13 protein-coding genes are annotated in these 18965 nt (G+C 35.2%); 2 read left to right on the top strand and 11 right to left on the bottom strand.

All coding sequences use genetic code 11. The features are described from left to right. The first annotated feature begins 68 nt into the window (after positions 1-68). Together xrtF and KORDIASMS9_RS02220 are read left to right on the top strand one after the other, a co-directional pair. Complete coding sequence (gene xrtF, locus KORDIASMS9_RS02225) at positions 69-596, top strand: exosortase family protein XrtF (protein ID WP_114901285.1); 528 nt, start codon at positions 69-71, stop codon at positions 594-596. Beyond that, positions 597-1037 carry an exosortase F system-associated protein gene (locus tag KORDIASMS9_RS02220; protein ID WP_114901284.1) on the top strand — a complete coding sequence of 147 codons (441 nt, stop codon included), beginning with the start codon at positions 597-599 and terminating at the stop codon, positions 1035-1037. A gap of 92 nt (positions 1038-1129) precedes the next feature. Here the strand turns inward: KORDIASMS9_RS02220 and KORDIASMS9_RS02215 are convergent, their stop codons facing one another. The 11 genes from KORDIASMS9_RS02215 to KORDIASMS9_RS02165 all read right to left on the bottom strand — a co-directional run bounded on the left by KORDIASMS9_RS02215 (position 1130) and on the right by KORDIASMS9_RS02165 (position 18959). Continuing rightward, entirely contained in the window at positions 1130-3523 is a 2394-nt protein-coding gene (locus KORDIASMS9_RS02215) for a hypothetical protein (protein WP_114901283.1), read from the bottom strand. A 226-nt stretch (positions 3524-3749) separates the two neighbouring features. Next, a complete protein-coding gene (locus KORDIASMS9_RS02210; protein WP_114901282.1) occupies positions 3750-6089 on the bottom strand; it encodes a hypothetical protein in 2340 nt (779 codons plus the stop codon). A 185-nt stretch (positions 6090-6274) separates the two neighbouring features. Continuing rightward, positions 6275-8614: a hypothetical protein gene (locus KORDIASMS9_RS02205; RefSeq protein ID WP_114901281.1), complete on the bottom strand. Its 2340-nt coding sequence runs from the start codon at positions 8612-8614 to the stop codon at positions 6275-6277. Between the two features lie 86 nt (positions 8615-8700). After that, positions 8701-10995, bottom strand: coding sequence for a hypothetical protein (locus KORDIASMS9_RS02200; RefSeq protein WP_240321113.1), 2295 nt, complete (start codon positions 10993-10995; stop codon positions 8701-8703). A gap of 51 nt (positions 10996-11046) precedes the next feature. Next, positions 11047-13389 (bottom strand): hypothetical protein, encoded by a 2343-nt coding sequence (locus KORDIASMS9_RS02195; RefSeq protein ID WP_114901279.1) that lies wholly within the window; start codon positions 13387-13389, stop codon positions 11047-11049. Positions 13390-13675: 286 nt separating this feature from the next. Then, complete coding sequence (gene groL, locus KORDIASMS9_RS02190) at positions 13676-15313, bottom strand: chaperonin GroEL (protein ID WP_114901278.1); 1638 nt, start codon at positions 15311-15313, stop codon at positions 13676-13678. 26 nt (positions 15314-15339) lie between these two features. Further along, a complete protein-coding gene (groES, locus tag KORDIASMS9_RS02185) occupies positions 15340-15618 on the bottom strand; it encodes a co-chaperone GroES (RefSeq protein WP_114901277.1) in 279 nt (92 codons plus the stop codon). A gap of 153 nt (positions 15619-15771) precedes the next feature. After that, positions 15772-16125, bottom strand: coding sequence for a preprotein translocase subunit SecG (gene secG, locus KORDIASMS9_RS02180; protein ID WP_114901276.1), 354 nt, complete (start codon positions 16123-16125; stop codon positions 15772-15774). A 6-nt stretch (positions 16126-16131) separates the two neighbouring features. Continuing rightward, complete coding sequence (locus tag KORDIASMS9_RS23015; RefSeq protein WP_162819730.1) at positions 16132-17175, bottom strand: hypothetical protein; 1044 nt, start codon at positions 17173-17175, stop codon at positions 16132-16134. Position 17176: 1 nt separating this feature from the next. Next, the gene (locus KORDIASMS9_RS02170) at positions 17177-17680 is read right to left on the bottom strand and encodes an LptE family protein (protein ID WP_114901274.1); all 504 of its coding nucleotides are present in this window, start codon (positions 17678-17680) and stop codon (positions 17177-17179) included. Between the two features lie 16 nt (positions 17681-17696). Next, positions 17697-18959, bottom strand: a complete 1263-nt coding sequence (locus KORDIASMS9_RS02165; protein ID WP_114901273.1) for a sigma-54-dependent Fis family transcriptional regulator — start codon at positions 18957-18959, stop codon at positions 17697-17699. Positions 18960-18965: the final 6 nt, after the last annotated feature.

The raw sequence follows: 18965 nt of genomic DNA, 5'->3' as shown, positions 1-18965 counted from the left end.
TTATAGAAAATGTGATATTTTCAATCGTTTTAGAGTAAGTTTGTAACACTCGAATTCATTCATTATTTGTGATAAAAAGCATTCAAAAATACAAATCAGCTTTAGGGTTTATTGTCAAATTCTTTGTCGTGTATGCGATTTTGACCTACGCGTATAGTTTGTATTTGTCCAATTTTGAAGGAGAACCTGATGGCGTAACGCGCATTGTCGCTGGTCAGACCGAAAGTATTATCAATGCATTGGGTTATGCTGCAAACGTAGAAGTTCACGAATCTGAACCTACCATGAAATTGCTCGTTCATGGGAATTATGTAGGTAGAATTGTAGAAGGATGTAATTCCATTAGTGTATTGATTTTGTTTATCACTTTTGTGATTGCTTTCACGGGAAATTTGAAAAATACGATACTTTTTATTCTTGTCGGAAGCGTTTTAGTGTATGTAGCAAATTTGTTGCGAATTGTTGTGTTAGGCATTGGATTGTACAGTTTTCCTGAACAGGAATATTTATTGCATCAAATTGTATTTCCAACAATTATTTACGGAATGGTTTTTTTATTGTGGATGTTGTGGGTTCAAAAATTTTCAAAAAAGTAGATGGGAAAAGTATGGAAATATATCGCTATTGGATTCCTTTTCGCAGTATTGGTGTTGATACGCGCCTTTGAAAACGAACTGTTTTACGATCCGTTTTTGCTTTTTTTTAAGTATGATTATTTTCAAGGAACGATTCCCGAATATGAAACCTGGTCGCTTTTTTTGAATTACATATTTCGCTATGGTTTGAATATGCTAGTTTCCTTAGCCATTATTTACATTGCGTTTGAAAATAAAAGTGTTGTCAAATTTTCATTGGGCTTGTATGCAATTGCTTTTGTGATTTTAGTCTCGCTGTATTTTTATCTCATCAAACACGATTTGACAGAAGATTATTTACTCACATTTTATGTTCGCCGCTTTTTAATTCAACCACTTTTCGTATTGATTTTACTGCCAGCATTTTATTACCAGCGGAAAATAAAACATGAGGAGTTTTAATAATTAGCTGCACTTCACTTCGACAGGCTTCGTATGAATGCTCTTGGTGTTTTGGGATGTTTCTTCGTTTAATTGGTATAATTCCCAAAACCCTATTCATCTTCTTCAAGAACAATAATTCGTTTTTCTGAAATCAAGCTTCCATCTTTTGAAATTCCTTCAATAAACATCGTGATTGCTTTTACTTCTTTGTGTTTTACGATAAAATTAAAAGGTCCGCGTCGTGGAATTGTAATATTAGGTTTCCAGTCAATGGCTGCAAATTTTTGATACGTATCACTTGTATACGATCGGTATTTGGGTTCGTAATATTGTTTTGCAGCGCTGAAACCAATTGGCGGCGTATATAGTACATACGATGCTCTTCTTCCTTTTGCGGTAGGTGTCAACGGTGTTTTTCGGGTATAAATCTTAATTACGCCTCCAACACCACGTACTCCGTACCCTTGTCCCGTTTTATTGATCACAACTCGGTCTACATTTGCGGTTGAGAAATTTCGTAAAATATTGAAGTCAGACAGCGGTGCTTCATCTAAAAATATTAAAGGAGATATGTGACCAGGTGGATCTCCTGTTTCTAGGGTGAGTCTTTTTCGTGTATAAATTCTGAGGTTTTGCATGTCAAAAGGATCATCGGAAACATCATAACCACTGTTTTCTATAATGTTTTTAACTTGTGGGTATTGTAAATATTCTTTCACACCAATTTTAGTCACTTTTGCATTGACCATCATAGGATCTACATTTTCCTCTTCTTTGTTGTTTTCACCTTTTAAAAGGACAGCATCAAGTGCTTCGGCATCTTTAGGGAAGAATCCGTTTGGCAACGTAAAAATTTCGTTTTTGTTTAAAAAAGAACGATCAATCCGTGCATTTTCTGAAATTTGATCTTTTTCAGCACTCGCGCTATACGTTAAATATAGCTTAGGCTCCAGAAATTTTTTGTTGAAATCGACCACCGAAAAGCGAAGTTCTTCTTCCGCCTGCGGAAATAAATCTTTGATTACAAATTTTCGATCTTTATCTATCGGAATGAAGCGAGCAGGGTGTTTTTTGGAATCGTGTAAAAATACTCCTTTCACGCGTTTTACAGGAAAGTTTACCGTGCCATTGATCGTAATACCGCGCTCAATCTCTTGATTTTTTCTAGCTTCTTGAAAAATGGCTGTCCAATCATAAGCACTCCAACCTTGTGAAATTAGCAAGTCATCGAGTGCTTTTCGCTTGGTTTTGGTCGTGTTTGGAAAATAGTATTTCGGGTTTTCAATTTCGCCTCGCACATACGGTTTTAGGTAAAAACTAGAATAGATATTATGCGCAGGATTGTACGCTTCTGTCGTTTCTGGAAGCACAGAAATACTCACATTGGCTTCCAAAATTCCTTTTCTTCTTTTGATAAGATATAAAGAGAAATTTGAATATTCCTTTTCAGTGTCTCCTTTTTTAACAACTACAGAAAGGTTTTTGGGTGTTTTTCTATTGAAAAATAAACGTTCCAAAACAGGAATTTTGCCATCAAATAAAGTGATGGTATTCACGCCGTTAAAAAGTCCTTTTCGTGCAATGGTTAAAACCACTTCTTCTGTATCTTTAAAAGAAAAAGGCATCGAGCGCGCTTTTCCATCTTTGTGAATCAATAGCGTATATTCTTTGGAAACAATAGCACGCAATGTTTCTTTATTGGTGCCTAGTGCAACTTTTACACTGTCTGTTTCCATGTTGTTTACCTGAATGTTGATTCCAGTATTTTTTGCATTTGGTAAGGTTTGTTTCGTCGTTTTTTCTTCTTCAAAAGTAGTGTCTACAGTGTAAGAACTATTGTTTTTTGGAGTGAATTGAAACGTGCCAATTCCGTACGTGTTGCTTTCAAAAGTGGTGACTTTTTGATTGTTTTCATCATATATAGTTCCCCGTGCAAACACGCCTTTTCCTTCTTGATTGATCGCTTTATAAGCAATGGTATTTTCAATATTGTTCACCAAATGTCCACCTTCTGGTAAAAACTGAATGTCGTAGTTTTTTGTTTTATCTTTTTGTGTTTCCGCAGCAGCTTTTGTTCCGTATAGCGTAATTTCTTCAATGAACACATTTTTCGATTTTGTATCAATCATGTATTGTGTTGCCGCTTTGATGTAATAACGACCAGAACTTAATTCTTTGTCCAACTCCAAATTTCCAGCAGCAACTCCGTTTTGGATATGAACAAGTTTTTTGGAGATTTGTATGCCATTTGCATCGTACAATCCAACATATAAATTGGTAGATTTTTGCGAGGATTTCTCGTCACGTTGGCTAAAAATATAACCTTTAAACCAAATTTCTTCTCCCACCAAATAACTGGTTTTGTTGAGGTGAATGTAGACAGCTTCTTGTTCGGAATGTTTGAAGTGTTTTTGATAATTTTCACGAATAGATAGATACGTTTGCGAAAATACAGTCCAAGAAAAACAGAGTAAAGTGAATAATAAACAATATTTTTTTTTCATAAATACAGGTTCTACAGTTTTAATTCTTTTTTAAATACGATCACTAACTACGTCGTTAGCTACAAGTTTTTAATGAATTTTGCTGGGAACAATTCACTTTTGCGAGGATTTTGTAAAAACAGGAATTTGTATATAGAAGCATGCAACTAGTGTTACTGAACAATAGTCGCATGGTTCAATATCTTTTAAAGATACTACTTTTTTTTTATATTGTATGTAAAGAAAATTATCGTACTTGAATTGTTTTTCGTTCTGAAATGAGTTCACCACTTTCTGAAATACCTTCTATAAAAAGCGTTACATTTTTAGTACGCGTATCATAGATTTTAAAATTGGAAACTTCCGATTTGCTCAGTTTTATTTCTGGAATCCAAGAAATAGTACCATATTTTTCAAATGTATTGCTTAGATACGAAGCATATCTTGGAGCATAGTATTCTTTGGTTGGAGAAAATGCTTGTGGTGCTTTTGCACTTGTGTACACTTTTTCACCTGGCCCTTTTTCAAACAGTGGAGTTTGACGCGAAAAGATGCGTATGACACCGCCAAAACCTGCATTCATTCCTTGTCCTTGCCCAGTTTTATCAATGACTATTTTTTCAACATTTGCCGTTGATAAACCGTATAAAATGCTCAAATTGGTCAATTGTGCACCATCATAAAAGACCAATGGTGTTGCTCTTGGGCGTCTTCTCGTAAAAATGGAAATTTGTCCCATGTTTTCATACACATCGTATCCATTGTCAACAATAAAGTCGGTCACATTAAAATAACGTTCGTAGATTTCTTTGGTGACTTTCGTAATTTTAGCATTCATTAAAATTGGATCTCTTTCTTCTTTCTTTTTCTTTGCTTTGATCACAACTCTGTCCAATTGTTCAGCTTCTTTGTAAAAGAAATTTTTGGGTACTTGAAAACTAGATGCATTTGTCAATACCGACGTTTTTTCTTGTAATACTTTCAAAGGAATTTCATCATTTCCATCAGAAACTTTAAAGCGCAAATACACACTTGGTTTTTTAAATATACCTTTCTTATTCATGTATGAAAAACGAATTTCTTCTCCTTTTTCTAAAAATAGATTCGTAAGTGTGAAACTTTGATCTTTGTCTATATCAATAAAGCGTGCAGCATGATTTTTGGTTGCATACAAGAACAAGCGGTCAATGCCTTGTTTTGGACGATTTACCTTTCCAATGATGGTAATTCCGTTTTCAAAACGATTGTTTCCATTGGGTTTTTCTTCAAAAATATTTTTCCAATCGTAGCGACTCCAACCTTGCGTTAATAATAAAATATCAAGTTCGTATTTCTTTTTACGATTTATATTTCTAAAATAATATTGTGGATTTTCCACCGTACCTTTTACATGTGGTTTTAGATAGAAATACGATACAATATTGTGTGTCGGCTTATAACTTTTGGTCAATTCTGGCAAGACAGAAATACTAAGGTTGATATTGTCTTGCAATTGCGATTCGTTTATTGAAAATACGATAGAATCGTTTACAGTGCTTACTTTAGCAACATTGAGTGCTGTCGTTTTTAAGAAGTAATCGTTGAAAAATAATCGTTCTAAAATTGGTGTGTTGTCTTCGGTAAATACTGTAATGGTGTTGACGCCTTTGTATAAATCTTTCTTGAGTATGGTAAGCACTTTTTGTGAAGCATTGTCAAAGGAAAATTCAATCGTTTTTTGTTTCCCATTTTGATGAATCAATACTTTGTATTTGTTATTTGGAAATTTTGCTAAGGTCGCTTCATTGGTATGAAAATTTAGCATGATTTTATCTTGAAACGGATCATTTAGCGTGAGTGCAATTCCTTTTTCGTTAGCTTTTGGCAACACTTTCGTGATTTCTTTTCCAGTTTCAAACCTAATTTTAGCCGTATATTCTTCATTCGCTTTCGGATTGAATAGAAATTTCCCTAAACCGATCCCATTGGTTTCAAACGTAATGATTTTATTTTGATTGGCATCGTAAATTACCCCAGTTGCCAAAACTCCATTTCCTTCTGTATTGATGACTTTGAAACCAACGGTATTTCGCGAATTTGCCACTAAATTTCCACCTTCAGGAAGAAATTGAAAGTCATAATTTTCAGCAGTTTCCAAAGCATTTTTTTCAGTAATTTTTTCTGATAGTACTTCAATTTTTTGAATAAATGCATTGCTTTCCTTGAAGTTTTTCATCCAATTGGTTTCTGCTTTTACATAATAGGTGCCAGAAGTAAAAGTAGAATCAATTAAAATATTTCCTTTGGCAACACCGTTTTCAGCTCTGAATAATGCTTTTTGTACTTGCTTTCCGTTGGCATTGTACACACCTACATGAATGTTAGTAGTCGCTTTTGAAGTCAACTGATTTTTTTGATCGTACGCATACCCTTTTAACCAAATTTCTTCTCCTTGCAAATAGGTAGTTTTGTTTAAATGTACATACAGTGCTTCTCTCGGTAAGGTAAAATAAGCGGCGTATTCATCTTCCACTTTTTTCTGTTGCGCGTAACTACTCACAGAACTTCCTATAATGAATAATAGTAAAAATAGATAGTTTTTTTTCATATTATGCGGTTTTAATGTTTGGTCAGTTCACCACAAAAAGAACACCAACATACTGTGTTTTTCTCACGAGTTGATGAAAGCTTTTCTCAGTTTCTAAATTACAATTTTTGATGGCTGAAATGTCTTTTTTAACTATTAAAAAAAAGCTAAAATTTTACGCCGATTAACATGATTTTAATAGATTTTTACCGCACTTTAATAGTTTTTTGTGCTGAAATCAAATGTCCGCTTTCTGAAATTCCTTCAATAAACAACGTTACATTTTTTGTATACGTATCATATATTTTAAAACTCGTTGGCGTTTCGGTATTGAGTTGCACTGTGGGTAACCATGAAATCGTTCCATATTTTTGAAACACAGGATGTAAATACGATGCATAGTTTGGCGCATAATATGTTTTCCCTTTGGTGAAAGATTTGGTCGTTTTTGCCGCTATGTAAATATAATCTTTGGCAGTTTGTGCAAACATCGACCGTTCACGAGTATAAATTTTTATAATACCATCAGATCTTCCTCCATTAAACGGAATAATGTTGTATCTGTCAATTTCAATACGTTCTATATTAGCCAATGACATGTTATACAAAATATGCAAACCAGGATCTCGAATTCGGAAATTATTCAAAAACACAGAAGGTTTAGGTCTTTTTGAGGCTCTGTGTGAAATAGAAACACTTCCTCCGCCTTCTGTAGCAGTGAATCCATTAAAGTTTAAAAATTGTACAATATTGTAATACATATAATAGGTTTCTTCTGTGACATCTGTTATTTCTGCATCAGCCATAAATTCATCTAAAAATGTATATTTCGGATTTTCAGCTTGCAATACAATGGTATCAAGCGCTTCTGCTTTTTCAGTAAAGAAATCTTTTGGGATCGTAAAATCGGCAGATGTAGAAATATGTTTTGTTGTATTCAAAAAAGCTTCAGAAATTTTATCTGTTGGATTTTTTGCGATAAACCGAAGATACATGCTCGGCTTTTTAAATACGTTTTTTGTATCTAAATACGAGAAACGCACTTCTTCATCTTTTTCTAAAAATAAGCCTGATATTTCAAATTTTTGATCTTCGTCCAAGTCAATAAATTGTGCACTGTGATTTTTTGTGGTGTGAAAAAATAATTGTTTTATCCCTTTTTTAGGAACGTTGACACGTCCAGAAATCGTAATTCCGTTTTCAAAAGGATGTCTTGCTATTGGTTTTGTTTCAAAAATGTTTTTCCACTCATAGCGACTCCAGCCTTGTGTGAGTAGCAAAATATCCAGTTCGTATTTCTTTTTTCTATCCATCTTTTGGAAGTAATACTGCGGATTTTCAATAACACCTCTTAGATGTGGTTTTAGGTATAAATTTGATAGCATGTTGTGCTGTGGTTGGTAACTTTCGGTCGTTTCTGGCAGCACAGAAATGCTCACATTTGCGTTTTCGTTTAAGTTAAATGCTTTTACAGATAACAAAATGGAATCTTGAATTGTATTGAGTTTTGAAACATGAATGTTGGCTTTTTTGATGCCTACATCGTTAAAAAATAAACGTTCCAAAATTGGATTTTGATCATTATCAAATACCGTTATAGTGTTAATTCCTTTAAACAATTCCACTTTTGGGATGCGAATTGCTTTTTGGAGTTCGTCAAACTGAAGCGCAACTGTTTTTAACTTTCCATGTTGATGTATGAGTATTTTGTACTTTTTATTTGGATTGTTTTTGAGTGTTTCCTCATTCGTGCTAAAATCGAGAATGATATCATTTTCGGTGAGACTTTGTAATATTAAAGAAATGCCTTGTGCTTTTGCTTGCGGCAAGAGTTTTGTTAGTATGGCATTATTTTCAAGTGTAATTTCTGCCGTGTATTGTATTTCTTTTTTAGGTTGAAATAAAAATTTCCCCATTCCCAACGTATTGCTTTCAAACGAAGCGACTTGGTTTTTTTCTTCGTCATACACCACTCCAGAAGCCGTCACACCTTTTCCATCGTTGGCAATGATTTTGAAACCAATATTGTTGGTGGTATTTGCTACAATGTGTCCACCTTCGGGCAAAAACTGAAAATCGAAACGTGCTTTTTCAGTGACTTTTTTTTCATTGATACTTTCATTAGTAACGATTTCTATTTTTTGAACGAACGCATCATTTTCTTTGAAATTTTTCATCCAATTGGTGTCCGCTTTTATATAATATGTTCCTGCTGTAAAGGTAGAATCAATTAAGAAGTTTCCATTGGTGACTCCATCTTTTGCAGCGTACAATGCTTTTTTTATTTGATTTCCTTGTGCATCGTAAATTCCCACATTAATATTGGTCGTTGCTTTGGAAGAAAGCTGATTCTTTTGATCGTACGCATAGCCTTTAAACCAGATTTCTTCCCCTTGAAAATAGGTAGTTTTGTTCAAATGAAGGTATAAGGATTCTCGGGGAAGTTCAAAATAGGATGCATAAGCTGCTTCCGCAGTTTGTTTTTGACTGAACAGTGGTAAAATACTCAGTAAAATAATTGGTAATAAAATGTACTTTTTTTTCATAATAATCGGTTTAAGCTAAATAATTAAAAAAATCAAGAATCGTTTTTTTCAAAAGTGTTTGGTAAGAACAATCATGAAAATGATGGTCAACGTACTTGAATGGTTTTTCGTTCCGAAATCAAATCACCATCTTCCGTAATTCCTTCAATGAATAAAGTTACGTTTTCAGTAAACGTATCATAGATTTTGAAAGTGGTTGCAGTTTCAGGATTGAGTTCTAGGTTCGGAAGCCAAGAAATGGCTCCGTATTGTTGAAATGTTGGACTTAGGAATGACGCGTAATTAGGTGTGTAATACTTTTTCCCTTCCGTAAATGATTTCGGTGTTTTGGTACTCAAATACACAAAATTTCTCAGTTTTCTTGAAAATAAGGGCGTATCACGTGTAAATATTTTAATAATACCTGTCCGTACTTCTCCATTAAACAAAATGTCGCTATATCTGTCAACAATAACACGTTCTATGTTTTCGAGTTTTAAATTGTATAAAACCACCATGTTTTCTTTGCGTAAATATTGGTTGTTATAAAAAATAACTGGGTTGCCTCCTATAAGTTTGCTTGGATCAAAAACTTCGCCGCCTTCTTGTACGGTGTAAAAACCATTCAATCGTATAAAATTGGCAATATCGTCATACTCTTTTACGACTTCCTCGGTAACTTCCGTAACTTCCGGACGTTTCATGAAACGGTCTTCGTATCTTTTTCTTTTCTTTTTTCCTGTCAAAACTACTGTGTCAAGAGCTTCCCTGTTTGCGTACAAAAATTCTTTGAGCGATGCCTGTTTAGCACTCGTTTTGATGTTGCGAATTGTATCTAAGAAACGTTTGGAAAGTTTATCTTTTGTATCCGATAGAATAAACCGAAGATACATGCTCGGTTTTTTAAATTCTCCTTTTTCGTTCACATACGAGAAACGCACTTCTTCGTCTTCTTTTAAAAATAAACCAGACATTTCAAATTTTTGATTTTCGTCCAAGTTGATAAATCGTGCATCGTGATTTACGGTGGTGTGAAAGAAGAGTTGTTTTACGTTTGTTTTTGGTCGATTGACGCGTCCAGAAATAGTAATTCCGTTTTCAAAACGATGTGTTGCTGTTGGTTTTGTATCAAAAATAGCGTTCCAATCGTAGCGACTCCAACCTTGGGTGAGTAATAAAATATCCAACTCGTATTTTTTTTTTCGATCCATATTTTGAAAATAATACTGCGGATTTTCCACAAAGCCTCGTAGGTGCGGTTTTAGGTAAAAATTAGATACAATACTGTGTTTTGGTTGATAGCTTTCCGTTGCTTCTGGCAATACAGAAATGCTGATTTGTGCATTTTTTTGCAGGTTCAATTTCTGCACAGACAACAAAATAGAATCTTGAATTTTGTTGAGTTTTGAAACTCTAATGTTGGCTTTTTGAATGTATACATCGTTAAAAAACAAACGTTCCAAGATGGGATTTTGATCATTGTCAAAAACGGTTATGGTATTAATTCCTTTGAATAATTCCTCTTTTTTGATGCGAATTGCTTTTTGGAGTTCATCAAATTTTAAAGCAATTGTTTTCAACTTTCCATGTTGATGAATGAGTATTTTGTAAGTTTTATTCGGAGTATTTTTGAGCGTTTCTTCATTTGTGCTAAAATCGAGAATCACATCGTTTTCCGTGAGACTTTGCAGTATTAACGAAATGCCTTTTGGTTTTGCTAACGGCAAAAATTTTGTAATTATGGTATTATTTTCAAGGGTAATTTCTGCGGTGTATTGTATTTCTTTTTTAGGTTGAAATAAAAATTTTCCCACGCCTAATGTATTGCTTTCAAACGAAGCGACTTGCTTTTTTGCTTCATCAAACACAATTCCTGAAACTTTGACACCTTTTCCATCATTGCCAATGATTTTAAAGCCAATATTATTGTTGGTATTTGCTAAGATATGTCCGCCTTCAGGTAAAAATTGAAAATCATACGTCGCTTTTTTGGCAACTTTCTTTTCATTGATACTTTCATCAGTAACAATTTCAATTTTTTGGACAAACGCGTTGTTTTCCTTGAAATTTTTCATCCAATTGGTGCCTGCTTTTACATAATAGGTTCCTGCGGTAAAGGTGGAATCAATTAAGAAGTTTCCGTTGGTAAAACCATTTTCTGCGGCATACAATGCTTTTTTTACTTGATTGCCTTTTGCATCGTAAATTCCAACTTTAATATTGGTCGTTGCTTTGGAAGAAAGCTGATTCTTTTGATCGTACGCATAGCCTGTAAACCAGATTTCTTCTCCTTGAAAATACGTGGTTTTGTTCAAATGCAGGTATAATGCTTCTCGCGGAAGTTCAAAATAGGCTGTATAAACTGCTTCCACAGTTTTCTCTTGACAGAGAAGTGGAATCATGCTTAATATCATCAGTAACAATAAAAAACACTTTTTTTTCATAGCAATCGGTTAACGCACTTGAATGGTTTTTCGTTCGGAGATTAAATCACCATTTTCCGCAATTCCCTCAATAAATAGCGTTACGTTTTTAGTATACGTATCGTATATTTTAAAAGTAGTGGCCGTTTCACTGTTCAGCTCAACTGTTGGCAACCAAGAAATGGCACCATATTTTTGAAATACAGGATTTAAATACGATGAATAATTAGGTGCATAGTATTTTTTACCCGTTGAAAATGATGCAGGTGATGTAGCTGCGAGATATTGAATTTCGACTCCTGGTTTTTTGAACAATGGTGTAATGCGTGAGTATATTTTAATGACGCCCAATCCGCCACCACGCGCACTTGGTACTCTGCTATATCTGTCTACCACAATGCGTTCAATTTCAGCCAATGACATGCTGTATAGAATATTTAAATCGTTTAAACGTACGTCATTAAAAAATACAGTAGGCGATCCGCCACGCGCAATTCTAGAAGAAATAAATACATTTCCCATGTCTTCGGAAGCATTAAAACCATTAAAATTAAGATATTGTACCAAGTTGAGATATCTTTTGTATTCTTCTATTGTGATTTCTGTAACAGACGGATTCATTAAAAAGATACTGTTGTATTTTGGTTTTTCCTTTTCCGCATTTAACACTACAGCATCTAGCTCTTCTGCGTTTTCATAAAAGAAATTTTCTGGAACTTTAAAATTAGCAGTGTCAGATTTGAGTTTTTTGGTATTTTCTAAAAATGCTTCCGAAATTTTGTCCTCTTTGTTTGTAATCAAAAATCGTAAATACATACCTGGCTTTTTCAGTGCACCTTTTGGAGTGATGTACGAAAACTTTATTTCTTCTCCTTCTTCCAAAAACACGTTTGCCAATTCAAACTTTTGATTTTCGTCCAAGTCAATAAATTTAGCCGCATGATTTTTTGTCTCATATAAAAATACTTGCTTTACACCTGTCGCAGGTCTGTTGACACGTCCCGAAATACCAATTCCGTTTTCAAAACGATGTGTTGCCGTTGGTTTTTTGCCAAAAATGTCGTTCCAATCATAGCGACTCCAACCTTGTGTGAGCAATAAAACATCTAGTTCATACTTTTTCTTTCGGTCCATTTTATGGAAATAATATTGTGGATTTTCAATAAAACCGCTCACATGTGGTTTTAAGTAAAAGTTGGAAATGATATTGTGCTGCGGATTGTATCCTTGCGTAGTTTCTGGCAATACAGAAATACTCACATTTGCCTTGTTCTGTAAGTTGAGTTCTTTTACAGAAAGGATGATAGAATCTTTAATCGTGTTGAGTTTAGAAACTTGCATCTTTGTGTTTTTGATGCCATAATCATTAAAAAATAAACGTTCTAAAATGGGTTGTTTTTGATCGTCAAATACAGTAATTGTGTTCACGCCTTTAAACAAACGTTCTTTTTCAATACTCACGGCTTTTTTAAGATTGCTAAATTGTAACGCTGCTATTTTTAACTGTCCATTTTGATGAATGAGTATTTTATACGTTTTATTAGGATAGTTTGTCAAGGTTTCTTCATTCGTGCTAAAGTCGAGAATCACTTTATCTTGTAATGAATTTTGAATTATAAGTGAAATGCCTTGTGTTTGGATAGACGGTAGTTCTTTGGTAATCATGGTGCCATCTTTCAGCGTGATTTCCGCAGTATATATTGCCTCTTTTTTGGGTTGCAGTATAAATTTTCCCATGCCTACAGTATTGCTTTCAAAGGAAGCCACTTGATTTTTTTCCTGATCGTACACAATGCCAGAAACCGCGACGCCTTTTCCGTTGTTGTCAATGATTTTAAAACCAACATTGTTGATGGTTTCTGTGAGGATATGTCCGCCTTCTGGTAAAAATTGAAAATCGTATTGCTTTTCTTCAGTAGCGTTGCTTTTTGCTAGTTGTTCATTGGTTTTAATTTCAATTTTTTGAATATACGCGTTGTCTTCCTTGAAGTTTTTCATCCAATTGGTTTCCGCTTTTATATAATAGGTTCCTGCTGTAAACGTAGAATCTACTGCAAAATTTCCATTGGTTACACCATTTTCTGCCGCAAATAAATGTTTTTGCAGTTGATTTCCTGCGGCGTCATAAATTCCAATATTAATATTGGTGGTAGCTTTGGATGCAAGCTGATTCCGTTGATCGTACGCATAGCCTTTGAACCAAATTTCTTCGCCTTGAAAATACGTAGTTTTGTTAAGGTGAAGATACAAGCCTTCTCTAGGAAGTTTGAAGTACGCGTAATATTCGTCTTCGATTTTTAAGGATTCTTGGCTAAATACGCTGAAAGAGAAACAGCAGATGAGGATGAATAAAAAAGAATAATTTTTTTTCATAGGAAGCAATTTTTGCAAAAAACTACCACAAAAAGAGTACCAATAGTATATATTTTAAAGAAAAGTTGCTGAAAGACTGGTTTTTAGATTTTCAAATTCTTGTAAAGACGAATTTGAAAAGTAATGAGATATTAGTATTGAGTATTGAGTATTGAGAAGTTTCGAAGATGATTACTGCAAAGGTAGAAACCTATATGTTTCTATAGCTTCAAAACTTTCACCCATAAAAAAAGCCTTTCAAATTCAAGGATTCGAAAGACTTTTTGTGTTTTTATAGTGTAATTGATTACATCATTCCTGGCATTCCGCCGCCCATTGGTGGCATTCCGCCTCCAGCTGGTGCTTCTTCTTTGATGTCAACCAATGCACATTCTGTAGTTAAAATCATTCCTGCTACAGATGCTGCATTTTCCAATGCAATACGCGTTACTTTCTTCGGATCAATGATTCCTGCTTTCAGCATGTCTACATATTCTTCCGTTTTAGCATCGTATCCAAAATCTTTTTCACCTTCCATTACTTTTGAAACAACTACGCTTCCTTCGCCACCAGCGTTGGAAACAATGGTACGTAATGGCTCTTCAATAGCACGTGCAATAATTTTGATTCCTGTTACTTCGTCTAAATTATCTGTAGTAATGCTTTCTAGTACATTTTTCGCACGAACTAAAGCAACACCACCGCCAGCAACAATTCCTTCTTCAACCGCAGCTCTTGTGGCGTGTAAAGCATCGTCTACTCTGTCTTTTTTCTCTTTCATTTCTACTTCAGAAGCTGCTCCAACATATAAAACTGCCACTCCGCCAGCTAATTTTGCCAAACGTTCTTGTAGTTTTTCTTTATCGTAATCAGAAGTAGTAGATTCAATTTGAGCTTTTATTTGTCCCACACGTGTTTGAATCATTTCTGCATCACCAGCACCATTTACAATGGTTGTATTGTCTTTGTCGATTGTGATTTTCTCAGCAGTTCCTAAAAGATCAATCGTAGCACTTTCTAACGTAAATCCTCTTTCTTCCGAAATAACCGTTCCACCAGTTAAAATGGCGATATCTTCTAACATTGCTTTTCTACGATCACCAAATCCAGGTGCTTTTACCGCCGCAATTTTTAAAGCGCCTCTTAATTTGTTTACTACTAGAGTTGCCAATGCTTCACCATCTACATCTTCCGCAATGATTAATAATGGCTTTCCTGTTTGCGCTACGGGTTCCAATACAGGCATTAAGTCCTTCATGGAAGAAATTTTCTTATCAAATAATAAGATGTACGGACTTTCCAATTCTGCTTCCATTTTTTCAGAGTTGGTCACGAAATACGGTGACAAATATCCTCTGTCAAACTGCATTCCTTCAACTACATCTACATACGTGTCCGTTCCTTTAGCTTCTTCTACCGTGATGACACCTTCTTTACCAACTTTTCCAAAAGCTTGCGCGATTAAATCACCCACAACTTCGTCGTTATTTGAAGAGATCGAAGCTACTTGTTTTATTTTTTCAGAAGAATCACCTACTTTTTTCGATTGCTTTTGTAAGTCTTCAACGATGGCAGTAACTGCTTTGTCAATTCCTCGTTTTAAATCCATCGGATTTGCACCTGCAGCCACGTTTTTCAATCCTTCTTTTACAATAGCTTGTGCTAGTACAGTTGCAGTTGTGGTTCCATCTCCTGCTAAATCGTTCGTACGAGAAGCTACTTCTTTTACCATTTGCGCGCCCATGTTTTCTAAGGCATCTTCTAGCTCTATTTCTTTCGCTACAGAAACACCATCTTTCGTTACCGATGGCGCACCAAATGATTTGCTAATGATTACATTTCTTCCTTTTGGTCCTAAAGTAACTTTTACTGCATTTGCTAATGCATCCACACCACGTTTGAGTCCGTCGCGTGCTTCTACATCAAATTTTATATCTTTTGCCATAATTTTTTGGTATGTTATTTTTTGAATTAAATAATTGCTAAAATGTCATCTTCTCTCATGATGATGTAGTCTTCACCGTCAAACTTGATTTCAGTTCCAGAAAACTTTCCATACAAAACAGTGTCACCAACTTTTACCGTTAACGGTTCGTCTTTTTTGCCGGGTCCAGCTGCCACAACAGTTCCGCGTTGTTGTTTTTCTTTTGCTGAATCTGGAATGTAGAGCCCTGAAGCAGTTTTTGTGGCTGCTGGCAATGGGGAAATCAAAACTCTATCTGCAAGTGGTTTGATATTAACTTTGCTCATTTTGTTAAGTATTTAATGTTTTAATTGTTTGATTATTTACGCAAATACAGTAGTCAGAAATTGTGCCATTGTAGCAATGCTGACAAATTGAAATAAAAAAATGCCAGCTTCTGACAAGCTGGCATTTTTTATATGATTTTTTATAATTAATATCTACTCGTTACCTCCGTTTGTCGTGTCCGTAGAATTTGTGTTTGAATCGTTTGTAGTGGCAGGCTGCTCTGTTGTTTGAATGTTTTTGTTAGCAAGTTTTGATTGCTGATCGGCTGCACTCAAATTTGTAAAGTTTGTAATTAAGATCAACGCGATTAAGATGGTTCCTAATGCCCACGTACTTTTATCTAAAAAGTCTGTCGTTTTCTGCACACCACCAATCTGCTGATTTCCGCCTCCACCAAACGTAGAAGATAATCCTCCACCTTTTGGATTTTGTACCATGATTACTAGCATTAATAAGAATGCTACAATAAGGATTAAGATGATAAATATGTAATAAGTTGAACTCATTGTATGTTAATTATTTTGTTGTAATTTTTTTATTGCTCGAATTTGGTCTGCAAAGAAACCACTTTTTTCTGGATATTTCAAAATTAAAATATCATAAGCTTTGATTGCCTTTTTATATTTTTTTTGTTCCAAATAGACTTTTGCCAAGGTTTCCGTCATGAGTACGGATTGATCTACGTGAATTTCACTGGCAAGATTGGTGGTTTTTTCTAAAGTTGGTTTGGGTTTTATCTTCGGATTGGTGTCTATAAACTTGTCTATCAGCTCAAACCTTTTTTGTTTTTCTTCTGTGGAAATTAGATTCTCAGCCTCGTTTTCAACTTCAGTTTCAGTTTCGACTTCATTTTTTTCCGAGCGATCAATCGGTTGAAAACTGGTGAGTTGCAACCATTCTGCAAAAGAATGTTTTTCACTTTTGTTAAACGCAAGTGGTTTTCCCAATGCTAAGATTTCCTCTGGCGCATCAGGAGTTGTTTCTTGTTTTTCAGCAGCTTTTGCAGCCTTCTTTTCTTTTGTTTTTTTCTTTTTCTTCGCTTTTTTCTCCTTCTTTTTGCGCTTTTCTTTGTCTTTAGCAGTTTCTAATTTGATTTCAGTCTCAGTATCAAATTCAGTCTCAGTCTCAAATTCAGCTTCAACTTCTTCTTTTGGCAGAAACAAATTAGGATCGAGAATTGCGTTGGCTTCTTGAATTTTCGTTTTGATTGCTTCTTCCATGCGAAGATTTCGATCTACGGTAACTTCTTCAACAGTAATTTCAATATCATTCACATTGTTTTGTGCTTCTTTGATTGTACTTGAAATTCCATGCTGTTCAAAGGTTTTCGAGGTAATAAAATCAAATAAAATACTGCGATCGTTTGTGTACGCTGCCGTAATTTTTAAGTGTTGATTGTACTGAAAGCTGTCCTGATTTTTTAATCCTTTTAAATGTACCACACGCGCCGCTTGAAAGTACGGAAATTGCTTGGTAATGCTGGCAATAGCTTCCGTTTGCGCTTCGTTGATGTGCACAGGGTTTTGAAGGATGTATGTAAAATCAGAAATATTCATATTACCATTTTGCTAAACTTGCGTTGAAAATATCTAAGGTTAAACGTTCAAAGATTTCTTGAAAAGCGGTTGCTTGCACTGCTGTCAATTGTGAGGTTGCGGGAAAATCATAAAAGAATGAAAAACGTTGATCAAAATCATCTTCAGGTTTGTTTTTGTGTGAGAAACGTACTTGTACACCAATCGTTAAACGGTTTTGTGCAGCCGTATTGTTTGCTGTCGCCGTCATTGGTGATACACGATATTCTACAATTTCACCTTCATATAATAAATCGCCATTGGCTCTGACCAAATCTAAACTGGTTTGATTCAGAATAAAATCTTGTAATGCCAAGGTAAAGTCTCTGTCGAGTCCAGGCTCAATAATTGGCGCGCTGTTTTGGAAAAAGTTGACTTGAAACGTGTCTGCATTCAAATCGCCTGTTCCTGTAAAATTATAGAGGCCACAACCTGTCACTGTGATTGTGAAGACAATTGTTGCGATGATAATTTTTATCTTTTTCATGTGTGTATTCTTGAATTTATAAATCAAATTGTTTGATTTTTCTATAGAGTGTTCGTTCAGAGATGCCCAATTCTTTAGCGGCAGCTTTTCGTTTGCCTTTGTTGCGTTCTAGCGCTTTTTTGATCAGTTCTAGTTCTTTGTCGTGTAGCGAAAGCGTTTCTTCTTCCTCTACATCTTCGGCAAAGTGATATTTGTCGGTTTCAGAAACTACGGAGACTTCTGGAGCAATCGACAAAAGTTTTACGGGTGCCGCTGCGGTTTCTTCTTCTGGGAAGAATTCTTCGTTTTCATCTTCGCCGTATATTTTTTGGATGAGACTTTCGTTTTCATCTTTTACTTTTTGAGAAACTCCTTTCTGCATGAGTTCCATCGTGAGTTTTTTAAGATCGTTTAAGTCGCTTTTCATGTCGAAAAGCACTTTGTACAAAATTTCACGTTCCGAACTGAAATCGCTGTCTTTTTTGTCATTTTCAATTACAGCAGGCAAGTTTCCTGTGTTATTTGGTAAGTATTGACGTAAGGTTTCAGGCGTAATGGATCGTTTTTCTTCCAATACCGAAATTTGTTCTGCTACATTTCGCAACTGACGAATGTTTCCGTTCCAGCGGTATTTTGTCAACATTTCTGTTGCTTCTTCGTTTAGGCGAATGGACGGCATTTTGTATTTCATGGCAAAATCAGAAGCAAATTTTCGAAATAGCAAGTGAATGTCATCTTTTCGGGCGCGCAATGGCGGAAGGTGAATTTCAACGGTACTCAAACGATAGTATAAATCTTCTCTGAATTTTCCTTTTTTGATCGCTTCAAACATATTGACATTGGTTGCTGCGACAATGCGAACGTTGGTTTTTTGCACTTTGGACGAACCTACTTTGATGAATTCGCCATTTTCCAACACACGCAGCAAACGTACTTGGGTTGTCAGTGGCAATTCTCCCACTTCATCCAAAAAAATAGTACCATTATCTGCCACTTCAAAATACCCGTTTCGGGTTTGTGTAGCACCTGTAAAAGCGCCTTTTTCGTGACCGAATAATTCACTATCAATCGTTCCTTCGGGAATGGCACCACAGTTGACAGCAATGTATTTTCCGTGTTTTCGGTGCGAAAGTGCATGAATTATTTTGGGAATACTTTCTTTACCAACACCACTTTCACCAGTCACTAATACCGAAATATCGGTGGGCGCAACTTGCATGGCTTTTTCTATAGCGCGATTGAGTCCTGGATTGTTTCCAATGATTCCAAAACGTTGTTTGATCGCTTGCATGGATTCCATTTGTGG

Origin of the sequence: Kordia sp. SMS9 (genome assembly GCF_003352465.1) — a bacterium.
GTDB lineage: Bacteria > Bacteroidota > Bacteroidia > Flavobacteriales > Flavobacteriaceae > Kordia.
This window is presented reverse-complemented; position numbering and strand designations above follow the sequence as displayed.

What these genes read in the sequence shown, in the direction of transcription:
- KORDIASMS9_RS02220 (WP_114901284.1), top strand. Translation starts at nt 597, where the DNA reads ATGGGAAAAGTATGGAAATATATCGCTATTGGATTCCTTTTCGCAGTA.
- KORDIASMS9_RS02215 (WP_114901283.1), bottom strand. Translation starts at nt 3,523, where the DNA reads ATGAAAAAAAAATATTGTTTATTATTCACTTTACTCTGTTTTTCTTGG.
- KORDIASMS9_RS02210 (WP_114901282.1), bottom strand. Translation starts at nt 6,089, where the DNA reads ATGAAAAAAAACTATCTATTTTTACTATTATTCATTATAGGAAGTTCT.
- KORDIASMS9_RS02205 (WP_114901281.1), bottom strand. Translation starts at nt 8,614, where the DNA reads ATGAAAAAAAAGTACATTTTATTACCAATTATTTTACTGAGTATTTTA.
- KORDIASMS9_RS02200 (WP_240321113.1), bottom strand. Translation starts at nt 10,995, where the DNA reads ATGATTCCACTTCTCTGTCAAGAGAAAACTGTGGAAGCAGTTTATACA.
- KORDIASMS9_RS02195 (WP_114901279.1), bottom strand. Translation starts at nt 13,389, where the DNA reads ATGAAAAAAAATTATTCTTTTTTATTCATCCTCATCTGCTGTTTCTCT.
- groL (WP_114901278.1), bottom strand. Translation starts at nt 15,313, where the DNA reads ATGGCAAAAGATATAAAATTTGATGTAGAAGCACGCGACGGACTCAAA.
- groES (WP_114901277.1), bottom strand. Translation starts at nt 15,618, where the DNA reads ATGAGCAAAGTTAATATCAAACCACTTGCAGATAGAGTTTTGATTTCC.
- secG (WP_114901276.1), bottom strand. Translation starts at nt 16,125, where the DNA reads ATGAGTTCAACTTATTACATATTTATCATCTTAATCCTTATTGTAGCA.
- KORDIASMS9_RS23015 (WP_162819730.1), bottom strand. Translation starts at nt 17,175, where the DNA reads ATGAATATTTCTGATTTTACATACATCCTTCAAAACCCTGTGCACATC.
- KORDIASMS9_RS02170 (WP_114901274.1), bottom strand. Translation starts at nt 17,680, where the DNA reads ATGAAAAAGATAAAAATTATCATCGCAACAATTGTCTTCACAATCACA.
- KORDIASMS9_RS02165 (WP_114901273.1), bottom strand. Translation starts at nt 18,959, where the DNA reads ATGGAATCCATGCAAGCGATCAAACAACGTTTTGGAATCATTGGAAAC.